This window comes from Crocinitomix catalasitica ATCC 23190, from assembly GCF_000621625.1.
In the GTDB taxonomy this organism is placed as follows: domain Bacteria; phylum Bacteroidota; class Bacteroidia; order Flavobacteriales_D; family Crocinitomicaceae; genus Crocinitomix; species Crocinitomix catalasitica.
In genome coordinates this window covers 210670-232258 of the sequence record NZ_JHXV01000001.1, presented here as the reverse complement: position 1 = coordinate 232258, position 21589 = coordinate 210670, and the positions used below count along the sequence as shown (strand labels likewise).

The 21589-nt window shown below is 34.0% G+C and carries 18 protein-coding genes; all 18 read left to right on the top strand.

All coding sequences use genetic code 11. The annotated features are described in order from the left end of the window. Window positions 1-78: 78 nt before the first annotated feature. Complete coding sequence (locus T367_RS0101120; protein WP_027418193.1) at window positions 79-867, top strand: hypothetical protein; 789 nt, start codon at window positions 79-81, stop codon at window positions 865-867. A 71-nt stretch (window positions 868-938) separates the two neighbouring features. After that, entirely contained in the window at window positions 939-1442 is a 504-nt protein-coding gene (locus tag T367_RS0101115) for a hypothetical protein (RefSeq protein WP_027418192.1), read from the top strand. A 178-nt stretch (window positions 1443-1620) separates the two neighbouring features. Next, window positions 1621-2421 (top strand): hypothetical protein, encoded by an 801-nt coding sequence (locus T367_RS0101110; RefSeq protein ID WP_157454077.1) that lies wholly within the window; start codon window positions 1621-1623, stop codon window positions 2419-2421. Between the two features lie 15 nt (window positions 2422-2436). Further along, complete coding sequence (locus T367_RS20960; protein ID WP_051568263.1) at window positions 2437-2961, top strand: GNAT family N-acetyltransferase; 525 nt, start codon at window positions 2437-2439, stop codon at window positions 2959-2961. 159 nt (window positions 2962-3120) lie between these two features. Continuing rightward, on the top strand, window positions 3121-4866 hold the full coding sequence (locus T367_RS0101100) for a serine hydrolase domain-containing protein (protein WP_027418190.1): 1746 nt from the start codon (window positions 3121-3123) through the stop codon (window positions 4864-4866). A 4-nt stretch (window positions 4867-4870) separates the two neighbouring features. After that, entirely contained in the window at window positions 4871-5899 is a 1029-nt protein-coding gene (locus T367_RS0101095; RefSeq protein ID WP_027418189.1) for a sensor histidine kinase, read from the top strand. Further along, a complete protein-coding gene (locus tag T367_RS0101090; protein ID WP_027418188.1) occupies window positions 5892-6593 on the top strand; it encodes a LytR/AlgR family response regulator transcription factor in 702 nt (233 codons plus the stop codon). Before T367_RS0101095 ends, T367_RS0101090 begins: the two co-directional genes overlap by 8 nt. 400 nt (window positions 6594-6993) lie before the next feature. After that, entirely contained in the window at window positions 6994-8370 is a 1377-nt protein-coding gene (locus T367_RS23520) for a serine hydrolase (RefSeq protein WP_027418187.1), read from the top strand. Between the two features lie 229 nt (window positions 8371-8599). Further along, the gene (locus T367_RS20950; RefSeq protein WP_169736005.1) at window positions 8600-9214 is read left to right on the top strand and encodes a Tll0287-like domain-containing protein; all 615 of its coding nucleotides are present in this window, start codon (window positions 8600-8602) and stop codon (window positions 9212-9214) included. 584 nt (window positions 9215-9798) lie between these two features. Continuing rightward, a complete protein-coding gene (locus T367_RS0101070) occupies window positions 9799-10206 on the top strand; it encodes an OsmC family protein (protein ID WP_027418186.1) in 408 nt (135 codons plus the stop codon). Window positions 10207-10633: 427 nt separating this feature from the next. After that, a complete protein-coding gene (locus tag T367_RS0101065; RefSeq protein WP_027418185.1) occupies window positions 10634-11200 on the top strand; it encodes a Crp/Fnr family transcriptional regulator in 567 nt (188 codons plus the stop codon). An 85-nt stretch (window positions 11201-11285) separates the two neighbouring features. Next, window positions 11286-12659 carry a TolC family protein gene (locus tag T367_RS0101060; RefSeq protein WP_027418184.1) on the top strand — a complete coding sequence of 458 codons (1374 nt, stop codon included), beginning with the start codon at window positions 11286-11288 and terminating at the stop codon, window positions 12657-12659. A gap of 23 nt (window positions 12660-12682) precedes the next feature. Then, entirely contained in the window at window positions 12683-13645 is a 963-nt protein-coding gene (locus T367_RS0101055; RefSeq protein WP_027418183.1) for an HlyD family secretion protein, read from the top strand. 4 nt (window positions 13646-13649) lie between these two features. Further along, complete coding sequence (locus tag T367_RS0101050) at window positions 13650-14819, top strand: ABC transporter permease (protein WP_027418182.1); 1170 nt, start codon at window positions 13650-13652, stop codon at window positions 14817-14819. Between the two features lie 69 nt (window positions 14820-14888). After that, window positions 14889-15479 (top strand): TetR/AcrR family transcriptional regulator, encoded by a 591-nt coding sequence (locus T367_RS0101045; RefSeq protein WP_027418181.1) that lies wholly within the window; start codon window positions 14889-14891, stop codon window positions 15477-15479. A gap of 244 nt (window positions 15480-15723) precedes the next feature. Then, complete coding sequence (locus T367_RS25255) at window positions 15724-16005, top strand: hypothetical protein (protein WP_245593007.1); 282 nt, start codon at window positions 15724-15726, stop codon at window positions 16003-16005. A 3-nt stretch (window positions 16006-16008) separates the two neighbouring features. After that, complete coding sequence (locus T367_RS0101035) at window positions 16009-16317, top strand: DUF3817 domain-containing protein (protein WP_027418179.1); 309 nt, start codon at window positions 16009-16011, stop codon at window positions 16315-16317. Window positions 16318-16534: 217 nt separating this feature from the next. After that, window positions 16535-21589 carry a translocation/assembly module TamB domain-containing protein gene (locus tag T367_RS0101030; RefSeq protein ID WP_027418178.1) on the top strand — a complete coding sequence of 1685 codons (5055 nt, stop codon included), beginning with the start codon at window positions 16535-16537 and terminating at the stop codon, window positions 21587-21589.

The following is a 21589-nucleotide window of genomic DNA, read 5'->3' as shown; positions in this document are numbered from 1 at the left end:
GGAAAGGATATTTATGGACAGCATAATTAAAAGAATGATGTTGCACTTATGTAAATATCTTCTCGAAACAATGTAGTTATGACAAGGAATAATAAGTTTTTTTTAAAAGGCTCAGTGATACTCCTGCTAACCCAGCTTTATTCTCTTTCAATATATACTCAAGAGTTTCTGCATTTACAGCTCTTAGAAAATAAAAAGACCGAAAGAATTAAAACGGAGACAGTTTGGCAGATTCCTACTACTGATAAATTTTCAGAAAATAAAACACTTTATTCTTATCATAAATTTGATTGCCATGAAAGGATTGTTGCACTACGCATGTATTCAAATGACACAATTTTATTTTCTTATGATTCATTAGGTCAACAAAAAAGAAAAGAGCTTCTCCCCTATAATATTGAAATTGATTCGAGCGATACATTTCTCAATCTAACTTTTTACAACCATTTAAATTTAGATTCGCTACAACAACATTACGAAGCTGATAAATTAATATTTGAAACCAAATTTAATTATAACTCACAAATGAAATGTGTCCAAAAAATAAATTGTAGATATACTGAAAGTTCAGTCTGTGACACAATATTTTACACCTACAATAATCTATTCCAAAAAATTTATTCAAAGCAAAAATTTTATAATAGTAAAAAGTCGCTCATATACATTGACGAACGCACCTGGACATATGATAAAAAAGGAAGAATAATTACGGGTACTGACAATGAGAATATATACAAATATTCATATGACTTAAAAGGTTACTTGAAGAAAGTAAAAGGGTATAATCGGAACAATGGACTTAGCTTTTTTGTTAAATATGAGTATACATTCTGGACAAAAAAAGAAATGCGAAATTGCGAAAGCTGATCAGTACAACGCTAAAACAAAAAACTCAGCAATAAAAAAAGTGTTATTTTTAACCCAAACACTTAAACCTCATGTCAGACCTAAGTTTTAGACCCCGCTTTCAATTATTATTCGAGCAAAACGAAGCAGAAATCATTGCGGCTATAAAGACGGCCTTGAACGAAGACAATCCAGATGCCTTTCATGGCAAAGTGAAACACAGTCATTTTACTATATTTATCAATCCAACAAAGCAACACTTTTGGTCGCCCGTCCTCGACATATCATTCGACCCAGAATTTGAAGGCACAACAGAAATGCGTTGTTTATTGGCACCTTCTCCAACTGTATGGACCCTATTTATGTTTGGCTATTCATTGACACTTTTTGGCGTATTGATTGGACTGATGTTCGGAGCAAGTCAAATGCAACTCGACCTGAACCCTTGGGGATTTTATATTGCAGTAGTTTGTGGATTTTTAGCCGTCGCATTCTTCTTAATGGCACAATACGGTAAAAAATTGGCACATGAAGAAATGAAAAGTTTGAAGGGGTTTGTGATGAGGGTGAGGGAGTTGTTAGTGGTTAGTGGTTAGTGGACATCAGACAGTAGGCAACTAACTAAAAATCTGACAAATAACCTATTAATTTTATCGCTTTTTAATCAACTTTGAAATAGTTTTTACTAAATATTTACATTTAAATAAGCCGAATTAAAACATGCTAAATCGCATAATAAATTTCCTGCAATTACTACCAATTGTATTGTTAATTATGGTGGGTTGTCAATCTGCAAACAACCAAAAACAGCCAACAGATTTAATAAAACAAAAATTAAAAGGCAAAATCAAAACTATTAACGAATTCGTCCTGAGAATTGACCAAAACAATCTTTTAAAAGACACAATTTCTACTAACTCAATTACTTTTAACAAGCTTGGATATGCAATAAAAGAAGTAAAAACAACACAAAATAAAACCTTAAAAAAACTATACGAGAGAGACGACAAATTCAACATCACTCAACAATTGACTATGGATGAAAATGATACTGTTTTGCTTACTGAAAATTATTTTTACGACAATCTTCAATTAAAAACCGTAGAGCAAATTAATCAAAACGGCAAAAACTTAATCGAATATTTCTATGATGATAATGATTCACTAATTGAAGAAAGAAGGAGCGCAGATGGTTCTGAATTTAGTCTTACAAAATATGCATATTTCGAAGAAGATGGACTTAAAATAACACATCAATCGAATTATTTCCAATCCAAAAATAAAGCTCAAAAAATTATTCAAAAATTCAACAGTCAGAATCGCACCAATGAGACAACCTACGAAATTTATAATTCAGATCAACCTGTAGAACCACCTATTCTCGGATCAATTTTAAAAGTGAAAATGGATGAAAACTGGAATTTATCCTCAATGGAATCAATAAATGCACATGGCATAAGTTCTTTTACAACTATTAAAAATGAATATGACGAAATGGAAAACTGGATTAAGCAAGAACATTTTACAGATGGTCAATTGGCTGTTTTAATAATCAGAAAAATTCATTATTTTTAAGCTGATCTCGAAAAAATGGTCTATTTCAATCAAGAAAGCGAACGCTTAACATATAGAAAACTCACAGCAGATGACATCCCAAGTTGGCTTGAATTCTTCCAAGAAAATGACCGTTTACACTTTCTCGGTATGGATTTAACAAAAAAAAACACCGACCTTGCTGGAGATTGGATTCGAGCTCAATTCAATCGTTATGAGCAATTTGGCTTAGGTCATTTGGCTGCCATTGAAAAGGAAACCGGATTACTCATTGGATTGGGAGGTATCATTCCAAGAGAAATAGATGGTCATCAAGAATATGAAATTGCTTATTCGATAAAACCAAAATTCTGGGGAAAAGGATATGCTACCGAGCTAGCCCAAACCATGAAACATTTTGGCATGAAGCATATCAAAACCAAACGTTTTATTTCAATTATAGATGTGAACAATGTTGATTCTGCACGTGTTGCTAAAAAAAACGGCATGGATATACTTTTCAAAACAGAATTTTTAGGGATGCAGGTTAATATTTATGGGATTGAAAAAACGACAGAATAATGAATCCTTAATATAAAATTTCGTTCTATTTAATTGTTGATTTTCATCATTTAACAAACACATATCATGCGTTGGACTAATCAATCTACGCGTTTATCAAAAAGCAATTTGTTTCCATTCAATTCTAACTTACTATTGTTCCGAATAAAAAAAAGCAACATGAAATATTTATTGATAATCAGTTTATTTTTAGCGATGACTTCATCCGGACTAAGTCAAACTTACAATACGATTAAAGAAACCTCAAAATATACTATTGATAGTATTTACAACGAATTTATAACAACAAATGAAATTGCTGGAGCCAGTATAGCAATAGTCGACAATGGAAAAATTGTTTATTCGCAAGGCTACGGTTTTTCTGATTTAGAAAATCAAATAAAAGCTTCAGACAATACTATTTTTAGAATTGGTTCTTGTACCAAATCATTTACAGCGATGTCTATTATGCAATTACAAGACGCTGGTAAATTGAATGTCAACGATCCCATCACAAATTATATTGAAGAATTATCAATGTTAGATCGTTTCTCTAAAAAAAATGATTTAATCATTCGAGATATCCTCACACATACCTCAGGTTTGCCCGGTGATGTATTGAATGGATCATTCTGTGATGCTCCTGCTACTACTAACCTCACAATTCTTGAACTAAATAAGCAAACCTTTGCCGCTCCTAACGCTTATCAATTATCTTATTCTAACGTTGGCTTTGAATTGTTAGGTGAAGTGATTGCTAGATTAAGCAAACAAAGTTATGCTGAGTATCTTGAAACGAATATATTCTCTCCAATAGGGATGAAATCTTCTTATGTTTTAGGCACGACTCCCATTGGTTATATTGACAAAAAACCTTTTGTAGAACCGCTTATTCGAGATCAATCTGCAGGATTAATTCATAGCAATGCCATTGATATGGGGAATTATTTAATGCTATTATTAAACCGTGGTAAAATAGGAGAACTTCAAGTGTTATCCGCTCCTGCTATTTTAGAAATGGAGAAAAACCAAATTGAAGATGTTCTTTTTAATTATGGTTCTAAATGGGGATATGGTTTGTACAAAAAAATGGTGAAAATAGAGTCTGAAAAAGATACGACGCTAGTTGAAATGATAGGACATGGTGGTGATACTTGGGTATTTCATGCTGATATTAAATACATTCCTGAATTAGGAATTGCAGCAATAATAATGACCAATACAGACAAAGGTGCGCGCGTTACTTCGGCTGCCAACTTATTAAAAACTTATGTTGAATTAGAAAAGGACAAAAATCTAAACTTAAGGGTACCAAAAGATAAAAACACTAATTTAGTTGAAACCATTCCTAGTGAATCTGAAATAAAAGGATTTTATGGGGTATCAACTTTTCCTGTAATTGTAGAAAATACAGATGTAATTAAATTTAAAACTGGTTTTGGTAAAGCTGTTTTGAATCAAAAGAATGATTCGATGATTTATACAGGTAAAATTAATTTATTTCGCATCATACCTATTAAGTTAAAGCAGCAAGAATTTAAGTTTGTTAAAATTAATGGCGAAGTATTCTTAAAAAATATAAATGTAAATAGTCAACAAGGTTTCTACGAAGGAAGAAGGTTGAACTTAAACCCCATTCCAGACGAATGGGCTGAAATGATTGGAAAGTACAAGGCAATCAATGATTTTGCTTGTACCGATTGTCCTGCAAAAGTAAAACAATCTACCTTGAAATTAAGTAAAAAGGAAGGAATGCTTTTTTTCGAAGTTGAGACGACCGGATGGGTAAAAGGAGCTTGTTTTATAGAAATTATTGGTGATGGAATTGCCGTTACTGATGGAATAGGCAGAGGAACGGGGGAAACAGTAAAAATTCTAGAAAATGGTAACCTCTATTACAGTGGATACGAATTTTCTAAAAAATAGTAGCATGACTTTAAAAAAAATTGAAAAAGCAAAAAAGGAATTCTGGATAGCCAACACCTTGGGTTGGCTATCTGTTTATTTGGTGAATATTTTTTTTCAAACGAATGTGTTTACTGAGAATCCAGATGCCTACATTTATTCCGTTATTATTTGTGGCATGAGTTTTATAATGTCATTTTTTTTAAGATGGGTTTTGCTCTATTTTAATGTAATTGAAAGAAAGTTCGTTCATACCATTATACTCTCCGCTCTTTTAATGATTGTCGTTTCGCTACTCGTTATTTTTGCATATACCCCAATTATAGATTATTTCTTTGACGAAGATTCATTTAAATGGAAATATATTGTACATGATTGGGTAAATTTAGCACCAAGTTTTTTCAATTGGACGTTGATTTATTTAAGTTATATTCTTTTTATTCATCAACGAAAATTAACGGCTGAAAAGTATGAAATGTCGTTAGAATTAAAAGAGACTGAACTTGCGAACTTGAGAAACCAACTTAGTCCACATTTTTTATTTAATGCCATTAATAATATTCGTTCTTTGATTTTAGTTGAACCAGAAAGAGCCAGATCTGGCTTATTAGAAATGTCTGATTTACTTAGATATGTACTCAATTACCAGAAAAGAAAAACTGTTCCACTTTCAGAAGAAATGGAAGTTGTTCAAAGTTATATCGAATTGAATACAATTCATTTAGGTGATAACGTTCAATTTGAAGTATCCGTGGACGAATCATTAAATTCGTTTCAAATCCCTCCTATGTCCATTCAACTATTATTAGAGAATGCAATAAAACATGGTGAAATAAAAGATAAAGCCAAGGTGGTAATAGAAGTAAAAAATCAAACCGACTTCATCTCTATTCAGGTTATTAACCCCGGTAAATTATTAACCAAAAGTGACGAAGGTATAGGATTAAAGAACTTAAAACACCGCTTTAAAGATATATTTAAAGAGAAGGTGAAATTCAAAATTTTTGAAGCTAACAATACCGTAATTGCAAACATAACTATCGCTCATGATTAATGCTATACTTATTGAAGATTCTAAATTAGCCAGATTAGAATTGGTCAATTTAATTCAAAATTCGGAAAGAATTAATTTGATTGGTGAAGCCACAAATGGCGCTGAAGCCATTGCTATGATCAATTCAAAAAACCCTGATTTAATCTTTCTAGACATACATTTACCTGACATGAATGGTTTTGATGTTTTGAATGAAATAAATACCATTCCATCAATTATTTTCACGACTGCATATGATGAATACGCTGTTAAATCTTTTGAATACAACACCTTAGACTATCTACTAAAACCTATCAAAAAAGACCGATTTCAACAGGCCATTGAAAAAATTGTAACAGAAAAGGAAGAAACTTCTCTTTTAACAACCGAGCAAAGTATTTTTATAAAAGATTCTGAAAAGGTTTATATCGCAAAGTTAGCTGATGTCAGTCTATTTGAAACGGAGGGAAATTATACCAAGGTATTTTTTAAAGACAAATCTCCCTTACTTCATAAATCAATGAATCAAATTGAAAGCCGATTGGATAAAGATGTCTTTTTTAGAGTGAACCGGCAACAACTGATAAATATTCACCATATCGTAGATGTTAACCTCTGGTTTAAAGGCAAATTAAAGCTTCGATTAACGAATAATCAGGAAATTGAAGTAAGTGAAAGACAAAGTATTGCATTGAAAAGATTTTTGAGCTTTTAATTAAACTAATGCCCTCGGTATTAATTGCCGCTAGATTATCGACAATATCAACATTCAAACGATAGGTTACTTGTAACCTCAGCTCGACTATTCCAAACGCTCACAGTTGATTTTAGTTTTCTTAGTCAAGGCATGGGCTTGAAGTCATATTCACGACAAAAATTCATAACGCGGAATAAGTAAAATGAAATCAATCCATTAGGGAAGTCCAGAAAACGCTAATATTTTGACTGTGATAGACAAGTATTATAACAATACATTTGAAGAGTATGAATAACATTGGATTGAACTTTAAAAACAATAAAACGGATTTACCACCAAAATCCTGCGTTCGTCAAAAATGTGTTTGAGTTGGAAATATTCAGCAATACATTTGATTCAAAATATAATAACTACAATTATGACGAAAGTATTTCAAACATTTAATTTCAAGCAAGTATTCTTATTCATTTCGATTTCGATAATGAATCTTAGCCTAAATGCACAAATGAATCTTACTTATGCAGACACCTTAGAAGCGACTCTATCAAGTTTTGCGTATGATTCGGATATGCAAGGCGTAGCAAGTGCCGTTATTTTTCCTGACGGCTCAACCTGGTCGAGCGCATATGGACATTATGGAGATGAAGAACTCCATACTGATTTAATTTATGATATTGGTAGTAATACGAAATCGATGATTTCTACGATTATATTAATGCTGGAAGAAGAAGGGGAGCTCAATATTTCAGATAGCTTATATAGTTTTATTGATTTCATTCCAAATGTGCCTTATGGCATTAGTTTAAAACGATTGCTGGAACAAAGAAGTGGAATTGCAAACTATACTGAGCATCCAGATTTTTTTGATACTATTTTAGATGATGAAGACTTCTTTTGGCATCCTGATAGTATTCTAAGTAATTTTGTCTCTGAACCAGAATTCCCAGTGGGTCTATATTTTCACTATTCCAATACAAATTATTTATTGCTTGGTAAAGTAATTGAGGAAGTTGAAGGATTACCACTTAATGAAGTATTATACAACCGTTTGTTTGAACCGCTTGACTTAACCAATACATATTTAGAAGGCTATGACGCATATGACATGACGCATACTGGAGCATTCTTTGGGCCCGGAGATTATGAAATAGCGGCAGGCGTTGCACTTTATTCTTCGGCTTGGTCTGCAGGTGCAGTTGTCTCAACTCCAGAAAATTTTGCTGGCTGGTGTCATCAATTGTTCCGCGGCGACATATTAAGTGAAAGTTCAATGATAAAAATGCGAACAGGGACTTACCTTGGTGTCGGTTCGATATATGGATTAGGCATTGAAGAGGAAAGATACAATGGTCGAAAATATTTAATGCATGGTGGCAATACATTTCAAAATAGTGATATGCATTATAGCCTTGAAAGTGACTTTTCTGTGGTAAGCATGAATCTTGATGCTGGATTTTCTGATGAAACGAGAGCACTTCAGCACGCCTTGATTGATGTTCTTGAATTTGCTATTGAACACTTTGCGAAAATTGAAGAGGAAAAAAAGGTGTTGTCGATCGAACTATTTCCTAATCCAAGTAATAATGCAATAAGTTTAAATTTAACCAGTCATGCTACTTCAAATAATCTGCTTGTTAAAGTGTATAATACAATTGGTAAAGTTGTTTATATACAGCCTATCACTAATCAGCAAACAATACTGAATAAAAGCGATATTGGTCAAGGATTATTTATTGTTGAGATTTCGAGCGAAAGTAAAATATTGGCTACCGAGAGAATTATCTTTTATGATTAATTCCACTGAATAAATAAGTTACTATAGAAAGAAGCCAAACATTTTACTTGGTTTCTTTCTATTATTATTCTTCTTCAAAGTACTTAAAATTAATCTTATAGCCGCAAACCGCAAACGATTATAGATCTGCATATCTCCATAACCCTCGTTGGAAAAACTCATAGAAATCATGCAATCATCCCAACATACCGACTATCTTAGTACGAATCAAATCATTAAATCGGATCCTATGAAAAGCAGCGCATATTTCCTAATGCTTACGTCTTTCTTCTTGTTCAATTGCTCGAACCCTAAAACCGAAGAAGAAGACGTAGTTATTGCCCCCCCTATTGAGGAACCAATTCCAACGGTGGAATCAAACCCAGTTGAAGGCGGCAAAAAAATTGCGATGCAAACCGGAGGTGTTTTAATGGCCAATCTAACAAAAGCAATTGCAGCGGACGGAACAGAAAACGCTTTGACATTTTGTTCTACCCAAGCCATTCCTTTAACCGATAGCATGTCCGTAGCATTGAATTCCACAATCAAACGTGTATCAGACAAAAACAGTAACCCCAACAATAAAGCAAACGAAGAAGAATTGGCTTATATAACATCGGTAAAAGAAACTTTGTCAAAAGGCGAACAACCGACGCCAAAACTGACAGTTGTAGATGGTAAAAACGTGGCCTACTACCCTATCATGACCAACCAATTGTGTATGCAATGTCATGGAAAACCCAATTCTGAAGTCTTACCGAATACCCTGGCTAAAATTAAATCACTTTACCCCAACGATATGGCAATTGGTTATGCAATTAACGAATTGAGAGGAATTTGGGTTGTTGATTTTGAAGCCAATTGAGTCGGTAGTATTGGAATTTGTCTTTCTCTTTTCGTTGTCCAATATAGCTTTTGCTAGCGCGCATAAAGCTAACGGTTGTTCAGCGTAATTGAGACTATTTACCTAATTCGATGCTGCGGTAATCTACGGTCCTTTTTTTCTCTGTGCCCTTTGTGACAACCTTCGTGCGCTTTGTGGTTAAACCATCTATAATGTTTTATTTACAAAATTCGATACTGCGGTAATCTACGGGCTTTTTTCTCTGTGCCCTTTGTGACAACCTTCGTGCACTTTGTGGTTAAACCGTCTATAATGTCTTATTTACCTAATTCGATGCTGCGGTAATCTACGGGCTTTTTTCTTTGTGCCCTTTGTGACAACCTTCGTGCGCTTTGTGGTTAAACCGTCTATAATGTCTTATTTACCTAATTCGATACTGTGGTAATCTACGGGCTTTTTTTCTCTATAGTTAAACCTTTTATTCTGTTTTGCTTATTTGAATTGAGCTTTGATATTTGGAATCTGCAGCTTCAAAACCGAAACTGATAAATATCACCGTTTATTCATCTCGATACGCTTAACTTAGTACGTATAATTAAAATATCATGAACTACCACATAACAGCCTCATCTCTTTCCAACGCAGATGCTCAACTACATATTAAACAATCCAATATTGATTTTGGCACTACCCCAACAACGGCAAATCAATTACCCAATCCTGCAGAATTATTCTTAGGGTCATTTGCAGCTTGTATGTTGAAGAATGTAGAACGTTTCTCTAAAATGATGAAGTTTACCTATTCAAAAGCCGAATTAAAAGTAGATGCCACTTGGCTTGAAAAACCACCCCGAATGGATGCTATTCATTATGAATTGATTGTTTATAGTACCGAAGAAGACATTAATGTTCGTTTATTACAAAAGAACATCGAAAAATTTGGAACGATTTACAATACGGTTAAACTGGCATGTGCTATTTCTGGAACGATTGAGACAGCCGTTCAAGTTTGATAGTTGTTGCAAGTTAGGAGCTAATGGAAAAGGAAAGGAATTGAATTTAGATTTGTTTTTATCTCTTTTTTCTTTTTGAAGCCATTATCAGCCTCCGATTTGGTACCGGGAAATAGAATCACTGATCACATCATGTTAAAAAATAATGCCCGCAGATTCACGCAGATATAAAATCGCAGATTTACGCGGATTTAATTGAAGAATATTCAATCTTTAAAATTTCAAACATGAGAACAATCGTTAAACATATGTGAAAAATAAATGTAGTTTTTTTATTAACCTCACGACAGAAAAAAAAACAACACAGTTGGATCTTCCCCATCTTTTGTCTTCTCTCTTTCTATCTTTTTCCTCAAAAACAATTCCTAATTCCCTCTGAAATTACCATCTTAGCAATTCCGTTATTAAATAGTCAAAAAACTCAAGCATGTTAACAGCTTATTTTCAAAATCTAGTTCCTTTTACCGATGATGAAATAGCAGATGTTTTGTCCTACTTTGAGCATGAAACGATTAAAAAAAACACGACATTAATTAAAGAAGGACAAATCAGTAATAAGCTCTATTTTGTAGAGAAAGGCATTGGTAGAAGCTATTATCTAAAAAAGGATGGCAAAGAAGTGACGCAATGGTTTTTTGGTGCAGGTAATTTTATGGCAAGTGCCGACAGTTTTTTCCAACAGACGCCGAGTTTTTATTATTTAGAGGTTATTGAGGATACATTATTGTACACCATCACTAAAGAGAAGCTTGACCTATTGATAGAGAAGTATCGAAAAATGGAAACCATCATCCGTTTATTGGCCATTGAAATTTTAACCAGTTTTGTACACAAGTTAAATTCTATTCAATTTCAGACTGCTAGAGAGCGTTACGATTATATGCTGTCCGAATTCCCAGACATCTCTTACCGTGCACCATTGGGGCAAATCGCATCTTATTTGGGCATGACCCAAGAAACACTCAGTCGTTTGCGCCGATCGGAGCAAGCATAATCAATTTAAATTCATTTTTTGATTTAGGTCAAAGGATTCAATCTCATACCGCCGCACCTTTGTATTGTAATTAAAAACAATAACAATGCAAACAAAAAAAACAAGGCTCGGTGTCACTATAATTGCCATTCTTTGCCTCGTATCCCCAATCACAAATGCGCAACAGCTCGATCCTATTCTGTTGGAATTGATTCAAAAAGGAATAAATAAAAGTCACGCCGTTAGCATTCGGAATTCAGATGCTGCACTCGCACAGACAGATCAAAAAATAGCCAAAGCAGTTTATTTACCAAAGGTTACTTTGAACGGTAGTTTCACAAGGTTGAATGATGATATCACTTTTGGTGAAGACACTGAAAACCTTTTATTGTCTACTCAAAAACTATTGATTAAAGAAGCTGTCGGCATTCCTTTCAATACCCCATTACCAGAAAGCGTTCCATTAACAGCTGTTCCAAACTTACAAGACAAGAATATTCTTAAATCCTCAGTTGATTTGAATTGGGTATTGTTCAGCGGATTAACCGTTCACAATGCCGTTAAAGCGAGCGAACACAAAGAGGAATCGATGAATTACCTCAGCCTCGCCGAACAAGACAAAGTCGCTTTAAAAATAATAGAAGTATATGACCAATTGGCATTGGTTTACGCATCCAAAACAGCCTTAACAACGACAAAAAACTACTTAGACGAACAAACCAACTTCGTAACAAAAGCCATTAAGCACGGTTTAGCGACACCAATCGACTTGAAGAAAATAGAATTGGCACAACAACAAATGGCGGGTAAGTTTTTAGCGTTCGAACAAAATAAAACACTCTTAATCGAGGTCCTTCATCAACTCACAAACGAAGACAAATCGACCTTAGCATTATTACATCCTAAATTAAATCAATTTAGCAATGACACCTCTTCGACTATTGAAAAACGAAACGAGATTAAAGCCTTAGAAGAGGTTGATCAAGCATTATTGTATAAATCTAAAATGATCAAAAGTAATTTTATTCCAAAATTAGCTTTGCAAGGGCATTACGAATTCTTAGAAGATGATTTATCCTTATTAGATCCAATCTGGTATGTTGGTGTAGGCGTAAAATGGAATATTTTTGATGGTAATCAAACCCGTTTATCAAGTAAGAAAGTTGTCATAGAAAGTGACAAATACAAATCCCAAATTTCTGAAGCGACTGAAATGATCAATTTAAGTATTGTCAAAGCAGAATTAAACTATGAAGCTTCTATTCAGAATGCTAAAATCGTTGAAAAAGAAATAGAATTGGCAGACGAGACCTATCATCTTGTACAAGAACAATACACCAATAATCTTACAACGATTAACAATGTACTCGATGCTTTAAAAGATGTTGAACAGGCAAATTTCAAATTACAAAATTCATTATACGAACAGCGCAGGGCAGTTACTGAATTGCATCATGCAAAAGGCATTTTAAAATATTAATCAAATAAACTAGAAAGAAGAAAATGAAATCACGTAGAAATATATTCATCGGATTTATTGCATTGCTAACATTGCAAGCATGCTCCAACCAAGAACCAATTACTGACCCGCGCGGAAAAGTAAAATTCGAAACAATTACCGTGAGCAGTAAATTAGCTGGTCGTGTGAGTGCTTTATATGTCAACGAGGGAGACATTGTTCAAAAAGGAGATACATTGGCATTATTAGACATTCCCGAAGTTCATGCTAAAATGATGCAGGCAGATGGAGCAATCACTGCTGCAACTGGTCAATTAGACATGGCCAATAAGGGAGCAACAAGCGATCAATTGGCACAAATTGATGGTCAAATTAAAGCTGCTGTAGCCCAATTAAATTTCGCTAATGAAAGTTATAGTCGACTAGATAATATGTACAAAGATTCGTTGATCAGTCTACAACAATTGGAAGAAGTAAAGATGAAACGCGAAATGGCCAATGCTCAAGTGAGTGCTTTACAAGCCAAACGAACTGAAGTGAGTAAAAGTGCTAGACGCGAACAATTAGACCAAGCACAAGGTTTATTAGACCGCGCTTTGGGTGCCAGAGAAGAGGTGCTAACTGCCGAAAGAGAGCAATTCCTAATTGCGCCTGCAGATATGTCAATCGAAACAATCAGCTTGCAAGAAGGGGAATTATTAACGCCGGGATACGCACTTTTTAATGGTTACAAAACGAGTAGTGTCTATTTCAGATTCACGATTCCCGAATCTAAAATTTATGCATATAAGGTTGGGCAAAGCATGTCTGTTGACAACCCTTATATCGATCAAAAAATTCCTGGTAAAATTGTATCAATTAAACAATTGGCACATTATGCGGACATCACAAGTACAGATCCTATTTACAATATTTCTGAATCGATTTATGAATTAAAAATCATTCCAACAATAGACGTTAGTGAGCAATCATTTTACTTGAACGCTACAGTCCTTTTAAAACAATAATCTCATGAAAAAATTTATACGCTTAATCCGCGTCGAATTTAAACGCATCTTTTCGAATGGGGTTTTATTGGCGATCTTTCTTGGCGCACCAATTCTTTACGGAATACTCTTCGGTTTTGTTTACCAACAAGCCAAAGTAACAGATCTGCCAATTGTCATTGTAGATCAAGACAGAAGTCCGATGACGGAAAAAATAATTGATGCATTTGACGACAATGAGACCGTTAAAATAAGTGACATCAGGTATACAACAGGCGACATTCTAGCAGAAATGCCAACAAAACAATATGCTGCGGTGATCACCATTCCAAGCAATTTTGAAGCCGACATTCTTCAAAAAAGACATCCAGAAATTAGGGTTGATTTAAATATGGCGAATATGGTCAATGCAAACACCGCCAGCAAAGGTATTCAATCGGTATTAATGACTTTAAATGCAGGTTTTGAAATTGAAGGATTGAAGAAAAAAGGACTACATGCAAGTGAAGCGATGGCGCAATATGAAAGTTTTAAAATCAATTTTAATAAACTCTACAATGCTTCCGGGAATTATGTCACTTTTATGTTACCTGGTCTTTTGGCTGCGATTATGCAACAAATTATATTCTTAGCATTGGCTTTGGTATTCGCCCGTGATTTTGAGGATGGTTACTTTAAAACACTTGTCAAAGAAAGTAAATTCTCTTTGTATCATATCGCGTTAAAAGCTGTTCCATTCCTATTGATGATTCCAATTATGTGGGGCATTGTAAGTAGTTTTGTTCCCTTTTTTAGAATAGACATAGACATCTTTAATTATCCAATGTTTGTATTGGTAGCCCTATTGACATTTGCCTCTATTTTTGTAGGAATGCTATTCTCTGTTGCAATACCAAGTCAATTAAAAGCAACTGAATTATTAATGGTGATTTCTACGCCTGCTTTTGTTCTAAGTGGATTTACATGGCCAACTTCAACCTTCCCCTCTCCCATTATGGCGGTTGCAGAATACATTCCTTTGACTCAATTTTTAAGTGGTTTTAGAAAAATCGCATTCTATGGCGGAGATATGGCATCCATTCAAAAAGAAATTGGAATTTTAACGACCATAATCGTTATTACATTTGTTGCGATTGTTGCGATTTTACAGTTTAAAATCCACAGAACGGGTAAGAAAATGGAGAAATTGGCTTAAAAAGATACTAAAAAGGAGGATTTTAGTCGATTTTCCATAAATTGCACTTCATACCAACCAGTATCTTTTATGAGCAAAGCATCCAATACGAGACATACTATACTTGAAAAAGCATTCGATTTAATCTATAAAAAAGGGTATCAAACAACAAGTATCGACGAGATAATAGCGACCACAAAAGTGACTAAGGGAGCGTTTTATTATCATTTTAAAACCAAAGATGATATGGGTTTGGCAATTATCAATGAAATTGTCAAACCTACTATGCATGAGGAATTCATTTTGCCTTTAGAAAGTACGAACGATCCATTAGATAACATTTATAATATCACGGAATCTTTGCTACTTAAAAACGAGTATTTGACAATAGAATTTGGATGTCCTGCTGGCAATTTAACGCAGGAAATGGCGCCATGGAATGTCGAATTTTCTAATGCTTTGAATGAGATTATTCTAGAATGGCAATCCTCTATTGAAGAAAGCCTACAATTAGCAATCGAAAAAGGTTCAATTCAAACGACTGTGAACCCAAAACAAGTTGCACTTTTTGTTATTGCTGGTTATTGGGGAATAAGAAATTATGGGAAACTAGCTAAAAACATCGACTGCTACCATACTTATTTAGAAGAACTTAAAAGATATTTAAATCAATTAAAATAAACTTTACTGCTAGAACATACTAATTAGTATGTTTTGATTATTTTTGTAGCAAACATTATTTTAAATGATGATGCAAACGCTGCTTTATTTCCATTCCCTGTTCCGTTGGTTGGTCCTGTTATTTTTAATTTTCAGCATTTACCAAGGAATTAAGGGGATTATCAAAAAGAAAAAATTCTCTAAGTTTGACAACTTTTTAAGGCACTGGACCGCGACAATTGCGCATATACAATTGCTTATCGGCATGTTATTGTACACTCAAAGTGGAACTGTCAAATATTTTTGGAAGAATTTACAATCATCACTTTCCAATATCAACACCACATTCTTTGGATTGATTCATTTGACTTTAATGCTTTTAGCCATTGTATTCATTACGATTGGCGCTGCCAAATCAAAAAGGCAAACAATTGACAAGCATAAGTTTAAGACCATGCTTATATGGTATTCTATTGCTTTGATTATCCTTTTTATTGCCATTCCTTGGCCCTTTTCACCATTCGCAAATAGACCTTTAATGAGATAATTTATGACCAATTTATTCAAAACAAAAATAGGCCGATTACGCATCATCGGATTTTTAGAAGGCATTTCACTTTTAGTCCTCGTATTTATTGCCGTTCCAATGAAATATTATTTTGATAATCCCAACCTATCCACTTCTCTCGGCCCTATTCATGGCGCCTTGTTTTTACTCTTTTTATTCAATGCTCTCAGTGTTGGTGTAGAACAGGCATGGAAATTCAAAACAACAACTTGGAAAGTTGTGTTAGCTTGTTTCATTCCTTTTGGTACTTTTTATATTGACAAAAAAATATTGCGAAAAATAAAACAGTGACACGTATAAATTCCACTTGTATTATGCGCTTAAATTAAACTATAGCCCGAATGATTGAGCTGATGAACAAAAATATAATTCGTCTTATATCAAACAGATTACAAAGCAATTGCTCAAAAATTATAATCCATCCAATATATTTCTTTTTCTTGTAGTGATAGCCATAAAGAAACCTTAACTTTATACGTTTTTATAAAATTGGTAGTAAGAAAGCTTGGTGGAAAGAGATAAAAAAAAGCGTCCATGGTGGAAACGTGGCTTAAGAATATTATGGAGGATTATATTGATCCTTTTGATCCTGCTTTTATTATTGGTCCTTTTCGTTCGTAGTCAATGGGGCCAAGAAATAATTGTTGGCAAACTCACCACTTACGTTTCTGAGAAAACCAATACAAAAGTCACAATAGACAAACTTTACATTACTTTTTCTGGTGACCTTGATTTGCAAGGCTTGTATTTAGAAGATAAAAAAGGTGATACTTTAATTTATTCTGAAAAGCTTCAAGTAGCTATTCCTCTTTGGCCAATTATTCGAGGGAATCCCATTTCTATTGATGGTTTAGAATGGACGGGACTTCGCGCAAATATCATTCGTGAAGACTCTCTTGATGGTTTTAATTTTCAATTTTTAATCGACGCATTTGCTTCCGATTCTACGCATACCAATATTGATACAACAGCAAGTGAACCTCCTAAAATTGCAATTGGCACGATTGATCTTTCCAATTTCAATATAAAATTTGATGACGCCGTTACTGGCATGAACGCTGATTTAGATTTAGGTGCTTTATATTTAAAAGGTAAAAACTTCGACTTACAGCAGATGAAATTCGAACTTGCCGACCTTGTCTTGGAAAACACACAGCTCAATTATGTACAATCCAAACCCAGTCCTCCTTCAGACACCACAGAATCTACGCTACCTTATCTAAGTCTTAATAATTTATTGATTAAGAACGTCCACCTCAATTACAAAGCAATTCCAGACAGTTTAATTGCTGACTTGAATGTTGCTGAATTGGCTTTAAAAGTCGCAAAGGCCGATCTAGCAAATCAAGCTATTGATGTTGGTGATTTTGTTTTAAGCAATTCTAATATTTCATACCAATCTAATAAGCAGCAACCATCAGTTGATACTTTAAAAAAAGCAAATAAAACAGATGAAGAAATCGAATTTATATGGCCAGATTGGAATGTTACAGTTGCGTCTATCGTCCTTCAAAACAATAATTTGCGTTACCAAGCAGGTGAAAAATCAACGAATCAAAATGTTTTTGATCCCAATTTTATCGACTTGGCTAATTTCAATTTTAAGGCCAAAGACATCGGTCTTACAAGTCATGAAACGGCAAATATAAGTCTTGAAAACTTCTCGTTTATTGAGCAGAATAGCGGTTTAAACTTGAAAAATCTAGCATTTTCAATTGCACTAGACCCATCTAAATTAGCTATAAATAATTTCGATTTCTCACTTGGCAACAGCTCAATTCACACCAATTTAAAAGCCGAATTCTCTTCACTGAAAAGTTTCATCAATCAACCTGAACTTTCAATATTGACCATTGATTTAAAACAATTTGTCATTGATTTAAACGATGCATTTCTTATACAATCAGACTTAGTGGAGAACGAATACCTCCAGAAACTAGCAAAACATAAAATCACTGGGCAAATAAAAGCTGACGGCACATTAGCGACAGTAAACATATCAGAATTCTTGGTGAATTGGGGCCACAACACAATGATTTCAACCTATGGAAAACTAGAAAATTTAACAGATTTTGAGGATTTTACAGCAGCTATTGACAACTTCACTTTTAATTCGACTCGCACAGATTTACGCAATTTTGTTTCCGAAGCAGATCTAGGCATTTCCATACCACGAACGGTTCAACTTCAAACAAAATTAAATGGAAAATTAGATGATTTAGCGGCTAATTTATTACTGACTATACCAGTAGGAAAAATAAAAGTAGATGGTAATTTTAAGCATAAAAATAATATTCAGTTTGCTGCGAAGATGAATGTCATCGATTTTAACCTCGGTAAAATTTTAAATGATACAGCAATCGGAACTATTGCTTTTGAAATGATAGCTTCAGGTGAAGGCAAAAACATCAACGACTTGAATGCTAAATTGGTTTCAAATTTTTCTAAACTAGAATACAATGGATATAATTTCTCAGCCCTTCAATTAGATGGAAAGCTGAATAGTGGCAACGGGGATATCGCAGTGGTTTACAATGATGAAAATTTAGACCTACTCGTTAATTCAAAAATTCAATTGGATTCTATTGCGCCGAAAATTGACATTGATTTTAAAATGGAAGGAGCCGATTTGTATGCTATGGGTTTCACGGAGAAACAAATTAAAGCGAAATTAATCATGACAGCTAATTTCAAAGGGAACTCAGCAGCGTTCGATTTTGAAAGTCATATTACCGAGGGAATTGCAGTATACGATGAAAACACCTACAAACTAGGTACATTTGACATTTCAGCAAATGTCACTGCAGATAGCACTGCATTAGATATTAAAAGTGATTTCCTTACAGGTATGTTGAATGCAAATTCGGGTATTGAAGGCATAAGCAGTGCAATACAACAACATTTAGAAGGATATTTTTCAGATTCTTTAGCATATAACGATTCAATTAGTGATCCTGTGCAATTGAAAATGAAAATGAAAATTTCAGAATCAAAACTAATCACCGATTTTTTATTACCTGATATGAGGATGATGGATACCCTTAACTTAGAAATCGATTTCAATCAGGAACAGCATAAATTTACGGCAAATTTAAATTTACCCTATTTAGATTATGCGGAAAAAACGTTGGATAGTTTGCAATTAATATTTAATTCGACCGAAAATGAAGCCGATTTTAAATTCGGTTTTGCACAGCTGAATGCCGATCCTTTTGTCATGAATCGCACCTTTTTTGATGGGGACTTAAAAAAAGGAAATCTAAACTTGAATTTCAGTTCCTTTAATGGCCAAGAAGAAATTTATGCTATGCAATCTGTAATCACTGGAAACATTTCAGACCTCACAGTTCATATTCAACCAGAAAAACTAATTGCACAAGGTGAACAATGGACCATTCCAGCCAACAACCAACTACGTATTCATAATAAAACTATTACAGCACAAGATTTTATATTGAGCAAAAACGGAGAAAGCATTGCCATAGCAAATGATTATTTAGAAACCGCTCAAAACAATATAGGAATTGGATTTACGAACTTCAAACTAGCCAATATTTTGGCACTCTTTAATAAAGATGAATTATTAGCAGCTGGAAATTTACAAGGGCAAATTGTGGCTATTGATCCTTTTGAAAATCTTGGGCTCAAAGCCAACTTCAGTATTGAGAATTTAATTGCATTGGAAGCGCCATTAGGAATATTATCCTTAAATGCTACATCTACAAATGACAATAAATACAATCTAGATCTAACGGTAAAAGGAAATGATGTTGACCTCGCAGTAAATGGTGATTACAGCATTCAAAATATAGGTTCAGAACTTGATTTTAATTTAAAAATGAACAAAATCAGTATGGAGACTATTGCTACAATTTCAGGAGAAAATCTGAACGATGCATCGGGGAATATTTCTGGCGAATTCTCCATAAAGGGTGAAACAACTGCTCCCGAATACAAAGGATATCTTCAATTTAACGATGCTGCTTTTAATGTCACGCAAGTCAATTCAAAATTCCGTTTAGCGAATAATAAAATAGACGTCAACAATACAAAGATCACTTTAAATGAATTTACAATTGAAGATGAAACAAATAATGTACTTACGCTAAGTGGTAATATTTTTACCGAAGATTTATCTGATCCCTCCTTCGATTTGAGCGTGAACGGAAAAAATTTCCAAGCATTAAATTCGACAGTAAAAGACAATGAACTATTTTATGGTAAAGTAAATTTCGATTTAACGGGAACGATAAAAGGAAAACTAAGTTTCCCTGATGTCGATTTGAATCTTGACATCAATGAAAACACAAATTTCACATATGTAGTGCAGGATGCCCAAGCCCAAATTGAAACACGTGATGGCATTGTAGAATTCGTTAATAAAGAAAACCCTGACGATATTTTAACCCGAAATGTTGGAGAAGAAGACATTGCCGTATTTGGAGGTATTGAACTAAAAGCTAAAATAAACATTGATGAGAATGCAGAATTTAATGTAATTATCGATCCTAAAACTGGTGACAACCTAAATGTTTCCGGCGTTGCAGCACTGGATTTTAATATTGCAAAAAATGGGCAAATGAATTTGAGTGGAAGTTATGAAATAAACAAAGGTCATTATGATCTGAGTCTTTATAACTTAGTGAAACGTAAATTTGAATTCGAACCTGGAAGTTCAATTACTTGGCATGGCGATCCAATGGATGCGGACTTGAATGTTACAGCCAAATATGCATTAGAAACATCAGCATCGGCCTTAATGGCTTCACAAACTTCAGGCGCGAGCGAAGAAGTCAGTAATCAATATCGTCAAAAACTACCTTTCGAAGTATTTTTGAATGTTAAAGGAGAACTAGATCAACCAAAACTTGATTTTCGTCTAGACATGCCAGAAGATTCACGCGGTGCAATTGACGGCACTGTCTATAGCCAAATCAAACAATTAAATAATGAAGAAGATGAGTTAAATAAACAAGTGTTTTCACTTTTGGTTTTAAAGAAATTTTATCCAAATGCAGGCTCTGATGGCAGTGACGGTGGCGCAGCTAGTCTTGTTCGAAAAAACATCAATGATGCCTTATCTGATCAATTGAATGCTTTTTCGGATAAATTAACTGGAAATACTGGAATAGAACTCGATTTTGGGTTAAACAGTTATACCGATTACCAAGGAGAGTCTGCCGAGCAGCGTACAGATTTAAATATAAGCGCTCAGAAAAAACTATTGGACGATCGTTTAATTGTTCAAGTTGGTAGCGATGTAAATGTTGAAGGTACTGCAGATGAGAACCCAATTGTTGGCAATGCAAGCATTCAATACCTATTGACAGAAGACGGGCGTTGGCGATTAACAGGATTTAGAAGTAGTGAATATGAAAATGTTATTGATGGACAGATATATGTAAATGGAATTTCCTTAATTTTCCAACGTCAATTTAATAAATGGAATGAATTATTTGATGCGCCACCAACAGTGAGTGAAAAGGATGAAAATGTCGGATCAAAAAAGGAATTAGACAATCAAGATAACGATCCAGAAAAGGATAAAAAATCGAATAATTAA